This window comes from Effusibacillus lacus (assembly GCF_002335525.1).
Taxonomy (GTDB): Bacteria; Bacillota; Bacilli; order Tumebacillales; family Effusibacillaceae; genus Effusibacillus; species Effusibacillus lacus.
Genome location: NZ_BDUF01000026.1, coordinates 23,330 through 30,696, shown reverse-complemented (window position 1 = coordinate 30,696; position 7,367 = coordinate 23,330). Strand labels below are relative to the sequence as shown.

General features: G+C 51.3%; 7 protein-coding genes. 1 reads left to right on the top strand and 6 read right to left on the bottom strand.

The genetic code is table 11. The annotated features are described in order from the left end of the window. Nucleotides 1-72: 72 nt before the first annotated feature. From EFBL_RS06695 to nucF, 5 genes are all read right to left on the bottom strand, one after another. Nucleotides 73-423 (bottom strand): DeoR family transcriptional regulator, encoded by a 351-nt coding sequence (locus EFBL_RS06695; RefSeq protein WP_096181368.1) that lies wholly within the window; start codon nt 421-423, stop codon nt 73-75. 229 nt (nt 424-652) lie between these two features. Continuing rightward, a complete protein-coding gene (locus tag EFBL_RS06690; protein ID WP_424955065.1) occupies nt 653-2,182 on the bottom strand; it encodes a ribonucleotide reductase barrel domain-containing protein in 1,530 nt (509 codons plus the stop codon). Between the two features lie 447 nt (nt 2,183-2,629). Beyond that, nucleotides 2,630-4,225 (bottom strand): ribonucleotide reductase barrel domain-containing protein, encoded by a 1,596-nt coding sequence (locus EFBL_RS06685; RefSeq protein ID WP_231705701.1) that lies wholly within the window; start codon nt 4,223-4,225, stop codon nt 2,630-2,632. Next, on the bottom strand, nt 4,222-4,695 hold the full coding sequence (nrdR, locus tag EFBL_RS06680; protein ID WP_096181367.1) for a transcriptional regulator NrdR: 474 nt from the start codon (nt 4,693-4,695) through the stop codon (nt 4,222-4,224). The genes EFBL_RS06685 and nrdR overlap by 4 nt, the downstream gene beginning before the upstream one ends. 273 nt (nt 4,696-4,968) lie before the next feature. Further along, entirely contained in the window at nt 4,969-5,769 is an 801-nt protein-coding gene (gene nucF / locus EFBL_RS06675; protein ID WP_096181366.1) for a 5' nucleotidase NucF, read from the bottom strand. Nucleotides 5,770-5,831: 62 nt separating this feature from the next. Here nucF and EFBL_RS06670 point away from each other — a divergent pair, with 62 nt between their 5' ends. Then, a complete protein-coding gene (locus EFBL_RS06670) occupies nt 5,832-6,656 on the top strand; it encodes an MBL fold metallo-hydrolase (protein WP_096181365.1) in 825 nt (274 codons plus the stop codon). A 10-nt stretch (nt 6,657-6,666) separates the two neighbouring features. On the opposite strand, the gene EFBL_RS06665 is transcribed toward EFBL_RS06670, so the two are convergent. Next, nucleotides 6,667-7,359, bottom strand: coding sequence for an NUDIX hydrolase (locus EFBL_RS06665; RefSeq protein ID WP_096181364.1), 693 nt, complete (start codon nt 7,357-7,359; stop codon nt 6,667-6,669). Nucleotides 7,360-7,367 lie beyond the last annotated feature (8 nt).

Genomic DNA, 7,367 nt, shown 5'->3' with positions numbered 1-7,367 from the left:
AATAGGAAACGCCACCGCCATGTCAGTGACAAAACAAATTAGCCCCCGTCATTGTCGGTTCCGAATTTACCGTCAATGAGAGGGGCTAACAACAAATTGATAATGTCGCAATAAGCCACAATGGGCACAACAGGTTGTTTCCACTTTATTGTTTGGAAGAATCAACCTATACCCCAATCGAGTATCAATCTTTCTATTGCAAAACACACAATCATCGTTATCAGACACAGTTCCCGGAGTTTCACGAACAAGGGTGATCCCGCCAAATGTCTTTATGACAATTCCCTCTTCAATCAGAGGTTTAATATCGCGATGAATCGTCATTTCAGAGACTCCCAGTAGTTCGCTTAACTCGGAAATTTTCAGGTTCCTACGAACTTGGATCAACTCTTTGATTCTTATCTGACGCTCTGCAGGTAACATTCGGACCTCCTAAAACATCATGATATACTATCACAAATTATAACATAATCTAACACTGATTGTTTTAACATGTGATGAAAGTTTGATGAAACAAAAAACCATCGCCACAAGTGCAATGGAACTCGTCAAAGTTTTATAACAAAAGAGACATATGCATGTGCACATGTCTCTAAGCATTGTTATATAAGCGTTTTAATCACATTTGTATGGTAATCCTAAGGTAGTAGTACTAACACTTGCTATATCCACAGGCTTCACACTCATGACACCCGCCATGACGCACCAGGGTGTGCTGATGGCAGTTTGGGCAGAGGTCTTTGCCGGTGTTGAACTGACGGAGTGATACCCGGTCTGCTGACAACTGTACCGTGGCTGCTGTTTCCAAGTTGTTTAACCGGCGCAGCGGAAATGTCTCCGAGTGTTCAATCAATGCCTTGGCAATTGCATCCGGTACGGACGTAATGCGGCGGTCACCGAAACCGACTGCGTTGGACCCGCCGATTCCCGAGAAATGCTTCACCAGCACCGCTTCTTTGTCGGGATTCTGCGAATCTCTGAGATAGAGAGTGATTGCCCGTCCCAATGCCTCGTTGGCAGCATAGACATCCGAGCCCGCTTTTCCAATGTTGACAAAGATTTCAGTTGCCAACTGAGTTTCCGGGTCATCGTTAACAGTGATATACGCTGTACCCAGCGGTGTCTCTTTACGGTATGTTGCACCATACAATACATCCGGACGGCCCTTGTTGACGTATGGTTGCTGCTGAACGGGTGACCCAAACAGGTCCGCTACTGCAACATCTTCTTTGACGGTCTCTTCTTTCGACTCCTCCTTCAAGGACAGAACCTGTTCGGAACGGGACCCATCACGGTAGATGGTTACGCCTTTGCATCCCAATTCATAGGCCAGGTCATACAGTTTCTTGGTGTCAGCCACCGTATATTCATTCGGCGCATTACAAGTCTTTGAGATGGAGGAATCGATCCATTTCTGCAGGGCGGCCTGAACACGGACATGCTCTTCAGGCGTAAGATCCATAGCAGTTACAAAGTAATCAGGCAGGTCTGCGTCAGCGTGCGTCTTCTTATAAGCATCGACAATCTCAGCGTTCTCTTCAAACATACCGAGGCGCGAGTTGCGGAAGTAAGACCAAGCGTAGTAAGGCTCGCACCCTGTGGAGCACCCGACCATTGTTCCAGTAGTGCCAGTGGGAGCAACCGTCATGGTGGTGACATTGCGTACGCCATGCTTGGCAATAGCTTCGGTCACATGCGGCTTTTCGGCGGCCATTTGCTTCATGTAGCCGGACTGCAGGAACTTCTCGGCCACAAACGCCGGGAACGGACCGTTCTCTTTCGCCAGTTCCACCGACTCCAGATAGCACCATTCCGCCATCATGCCCATCAGCACATCAATCAATTTCATCGATTCTTCCGAACCGTATTTCACACCGCAGTAGAGCAGCAGGTCATGCAGTCCCATGATGCCAAGACCCACGCGGCGCTCGTTCATCTGGTTCTTGCGGTTCTCTTCAAACGGATAATAAGTTGCATCGATGATCGCATCCTGGAAACGAAGTCCTGTACGGGTTGTTTCCTCAAGATCCTCCCATTTGATGTGGTGCAGGAAGAACTCCGCCTTTTCAGCCGGGAAGTGCTTATGGAGTTGTTCCCGGATATAGGCTTCTTTCTCTGTGTCCTTAAACTCGGCTTTTTGTCCCGAATCTTCAAAGCCCATTGTGAATTGGCTCAAAACCACTGCGCCCAAATTGCAAATACCATATGCTGGGAGACCTTGTTCTCCACCTTTAATGCGTTAAAGCGCTAACGTGTCCTTAGCACTCCTGTGATTTTCACAGCTGCATATTTCTATGCAGAACAGACCATATCATGACAACTTACGTTGCCCCTCCCACTTCGGCTACCCATTCTACACTTGGCAGCCTACTCTACTCGCTTCCATTATCGGAATTACCGATAATGTGCTTTCGATGGTCGTTGAACGTTCACCATAGATAAATTTATCCTTAGGTGCTTCGCTGCTGATTGCCCATTGTTTCATTCGTACAATTTTCAAACCTTCACGCTCACCGTTTCCAGTCACGTTGTGGTTTGTACGATTTTAGGGGTTTCCAGCAATTCAAGAGGTTTTACATCCACTGTGGTTTATCCGAATAATAATCATTCATTTTTCGAAGAATGATTCTTAATTCACCCTCGATGGATTGGTCGAAACAATCTTATTGAAGTAATGCGAGTTCGACATGTTGTTGTAGCGTCCCATGAACACTACGCCGGGCTCTGCAGACTTCCAGGCGGACTCCATAATTTCGTCCCACATCTGTTCCGCCGGGATTTCTTCCGAAACCACCAGTTTGCGACCGGCCTTTTCCCACTCCTGGAAGTCGCCGTTGAACTCATGCATCTCGGAGATTTCCGGATAGCCGAGGGTCCATTTTGCCCCGTTCTTCTTGGCTTCCATAAACTCTTCCGAAATTCCAACCGAGATGTTGGCTCCGGTAATAACGCCGTCCACCTGCTTACAGGTGATGAACTTCCGGATGTCCGCATGCTTGTCGTTGAGGATCAACATCAACGCTCCGCGGCGGGAACCGCCCTGCAGGGTCAACTGGCAGCCGACGCTCATGATCTCGCCCACACCAACCGGTCCGAACCCTTGGCCAAAAACCTGATTGCCCTTGTCAAACAACTGGCCCCAGGTGTAGGCGCCCGAACTGCGTCCGTTGACACCGCGAACATAGCTGTAACGCGGGCGAAGGGAGGAAAGCACCACCGAAACCCGTTTGCCATCCATCATCGCTTCCCACATGTCCGCCAACGTATTGGCAATGGTTCCGCGGCGATCGCCCGGGATCAGGGTTACCCCAATCACATCCTGCACCACGACCGCACCGCTTTCAAGAATCTTGGCGTAGAGGTCCTCAGCCGGACAGGTTTCCCCTTGTTTCACCGGAAGCCCTTTCTCTCTCCAGGCGTCCAGGCTGCCTGTCCAGATATCGTCATATCCTTCCACTTCGTGGTCGGGGAAGTAGAACGTCCAATCGCTGCCTTCTTCCACAGCCCGCAGGAATTCGCTGCTTACCCGTACCACCTTGGTGCTGTTCGGATACTCCTCTGCCAGGAAATCCAGCAGATCTGCGTGCCATACATCGAGAACCAGTTGCAGATCCGCTTTGCGGGATCTCTCGGAAACCGGCACCAGTGTACCCTGTGGCGGAACCTGCGACAGGTTCATTCCGACACCGCCCGAACGTGCCTGAATCTCAAGCGTTTGCCCAAAGGAGTTCGCATAGTCGCGCGGTGTCGGACCCACATTCGGAATTACGAAACAGTTGTAACTGGTGGTCTTGATTCCGGTACCCATCGAGGCATTGATTCGTCCCCCCGGCACATATTTCCAACCACTTTGCAGTTGATAAAATCGCTCTTCCCATTTCTTCGGGTCTTTGGTGACCGTTGCGGCGCCCTTGGCGATCCTCCGCCACATCTGGCGCGGGGAGGTCTCTTTCAGCACGTCGAGATGATCGTAGGAGAGTTCGATTTTGAATCCGTCCCGCAGTTCCACGGTAGCCTTTCGCTCTTCCGGATTCAACGCAACCACTTTTGCAAGTTCGTGCAGGGCGCGCTTCTTGTCAATAACGGCAACTACCAGGCTGCCTACCTGCAGGGTCTCCTTTTTCACATCCTTTAACAGATACCGGTCGGCCACAATCCGTTCCCCGGTGGGCGATAGGTAATCTTCTGCCGTAAAAGGCAACATGCTGGTCATTTCGGCTTTCATTGTTTTCCTCCCATCTTTTTGCCGTCGAGCAGGTTCAGGACTTCCTGGGCAAAGGACTCGACGTCGCGGAATTGACGATATACACTTGCAAATCGTACATACGCCACTCCATCCAAATCGCGGAGCTTCTCCATCACCTTCTCACCAACAGCTTCGGCCGGAACCTCTTTGTCATACTCGGAGCGAACCTCCCGTTCCACTTCCTCAACGAGTCGTTCAACCTCTTCGACTGCAACCGGCCTCTTCTCACAAGCTTTCATGATGCCGCGAAGCAACTTGTCCCGTGAGAACTCTTCCCGCCTGTTGTCTTTCTTGACAACCAGAAGCGGCGCCATCTCGATCTTCTCGTAGGTGGTGAACCGCTTCATACAAGACGGGCATTCCCTCCTTCTGCGGATCGTTGAGTGATCTTCGCTCGACCGGGACTCCAGCACCCGCGAATCGGTATGGTGACAATATGGACAGCGCATGTACGGCCCCCCAATCGTTCCTGACAGATATGCTTATGATTCTCAACTTCCCCATTATGTAACCTAGCACTATATCTAGTGTTGGTTTTGGGGTCAATGACATTATATACACTATATATAGGAGGGTCAAGGGACTCTGTTCCTATGAAAACCAAAAGAAACGGATGGAAAATGATAGATAATCCATCCCAAAAGCCATAAAAAAACCCGATACGGCAAGCTTTGCAAAACTTTCCTGCTTGACTCGCCAAATCAGGTCTTAAGTCTCATGCATCAGTTCTCGCATTTCGATATAAGTTCAGCCAAATCTTTCACGATCAGGTCCGGCTTGTGGAGGGTCTGTTGTGCATCCTGCATGCCGGAATAGCCTGTCAGCACCAGAACGCTCCGTATTCCTGCGTTGATTCCCGCGAGAATGTCCGTCTCCAGATTATCTCCTACAATAACCGTTTTCTCAGGAATAAGGCCCAGTCGCTTGATGCTGTACTTCACCATGCGGGCTTCCGGTTTTCCGATCCAGACGGGTTCCACTCCGGATGCGGTGGCCACTGCTCGCGACAGGGAACCTGCCCCCGGCGCCAGCCCCTCTTCGGTAGGGACCCTCTTGTCCGCATTGGTGCCCAGGAAAATCGCTCCCTTCTGGACGGCAAAACTGGCAGTCTTCAGTTTCTCGTAAGAAAATTGCCGGTCGATGCCCACCACCACATAGTCAGGACTCTCTTCATCAAACCGGCAGCCGGCTTCCTCAAGGGCTGCAACTACCCCTTCTTCCCCGATGGCGTAGACCGTGGGATTTGCAAGTTTCGCATGATCTTTTATGTACATGGCCGTGGCCTGACTGGAGGTAAAGACATGTTCCTCCTCCGCCGGAATCCCCATCCCGCTTAGTTTGTCAGCTACCTGACGGGGCAGCTTGGAGGAGTTGTTCGTGACAAACAGATACTTCCTGCCGGTACGGTTCAACCATTCAACAAACTCTCTTGCGCAGGGAATCGCCTGATTGCCGCGATACATTGTCCCATCGAGATCAATCAGGAAGCCCTCACAATCCTTAAGCCAATTGGTTTCTGACATTTCAATACTCCTTACGTCTCCTGTATAATCAAATATAACTATGTAAAAAAAGGGGAAAACCTATGCGTGAAACCAGCCACGTTCATCGCCTTCCCGTCTCCACCCCCACCTTGTTTCCAGCCACCACCACGAACGTATATGTTGTGGAAGATCAGGGGCAGGCACTGCTGATCGATGCCGGATACGAGAATCCGGCAGCAGCCGAACACATCATTGAATACGTCAAGGCTCTGGGCATCGACCATCTGCAAGGCATTGTGCTGACCCACCACCATCCGGACCACAGTCCCGGTGCCAGGGCGTTGGCCGATTTTTTCGACTGTCCGATCCTGTCCCATCCGCTCGAGGCAGAATCGATCAATGAAAAAATCGCGCCTCGTTCCGTCACATCTACACTGAATGAGGGTGACACGATCCCTGTTGGCGGCATCATCGTTTCCATGCTGCATGCACCCGGGCATACACAAGGTCATCTCAATCTCTGGCTGGAAGAAGAACGGCTGCTGTTCACCGGCGACAACATCGTGGCCGAAGGCACAACCTGGATCGGCCCCCCTGACGGGGATCTGATTGACTATCTTGCCACCCTGAACCGGCTGCGGGAAAGGGCCCCCGCTCTCATCGCTCCGGGACACGGTGAGATGATTCGCAACCCGCTTGAGAAGATTGATTTCTTTATCCGGCGAAGACTCGAGCGGGAACAGCAGATTCTTGGTTTGCTGCAACAGAAACCGGCAAGTGTGACCGATCTGGTTCAGGCCATCTATCAAGGTCAGGTACACCCGAGTGTCATCTGGGTAGCGGAAAGAACCGTATCGGGTCACTTGGAGAAACTGCTGAAAGAGCGAAGAATCAAACAGGAAGAGGACTTGTATTCGCTTATGTGAAAAAAACGGCCTATGCCAACTCGTGGGGACGGGGATTCCCCACACCCGCAGCGTAGGCGAATGCATCTTCCGCCGAATCAAACCGGGCCAAATCAGCCAGGGCATCCATTGTCGGGGGCACCATTTTGAGGGTGCCCTTTTTGGCCTGCTCCAGTGCAACATCCGGTTGTATCCACTCAGCGCGGCTCACTTCCCGCTGACAAGGATCCAGCTCAATGTCCCCCGGCACAATCGTAAGAAAGTAGCGGGTGTCAAAGCGTCTTGGCGAAACTGCCCTTGGCGTGATACGGTGGCCAAAGTAGCGGATCAGATCGGTTCGAAGCGGAATCTGTTCAGACAGAACCCAGTCATGAAATGTCAGTTCCCCGTTTTCCATCTGCAGCCGCAATCTGTCCGTTTCATCGGTTCGCCCGATGTTGGATCGTCCCTGATAATCGGCAAGCAGGTAGCCGACTTCCTCAAAGCACTCACGTATGGCAGAGACCGCGTATGACATTTCCACCGGCAAGTCCCGATTTTTACAAAACTGATGGATTCGTTCATCCCGGTCTGCCGATTCCATAATACCGCCCGGAAACACATGAAAGCCGGGCAAAAACAGCATCGTCTCCGGCCGTTGAGTCATATACACCTCGAGGCCGCTGTTCCGGTCCCCGTTCCGGATCAAGAGTATCGTTGACGCCCGTTTCATCTCTTCCGCCATTCGGTTTG

Bases quoted from the DNA above. Each gene is read 5' to 3' on its own strand.
- EFBL_RS06695 (WP_096181368.1), bottom strand. From the start codon at position 423: ATGTTACCTGCAGAGCGTCAGATAAGAATCAAAGAGTTGATCCAAGTT.
- EFBL_RS06685 (WP_231705701.1), bottom strand. From the start codon at position 4,225: ATGAAAGCCGAAATGACCAGCATGTTGCCTTTTACGGCAGAAGATTAC.
- nrdR (WP_096181367.1), bottom strand. From the start codon at position 4,695: ATGCGCTGTCCATATTGTCACCATACCGATTCGCGGGTGCTGGAGTCC.
- nucF (WP_096181366.1), bottom strand. From the start codon at position 5,769: ATGTCAGAAACCAATTGGCTTAAGGATTGTGAGGGCTTCCTGATTGAT.
- EFBL_RS06670 (WP_096181365.1), top strand. From the start codon at position 5,832: ATGCGTGAAACCAGCCACGTTCATCGCCTTCCCGTCTCCACCCCCACC.
- EFBL_RS06665 (WP_096181364.1), bottom strand. From the start codon at position 7,359: ATGGCGGAAGAGATGAAACGGGCGTCAACGATACTCTTGATCCGGAAC.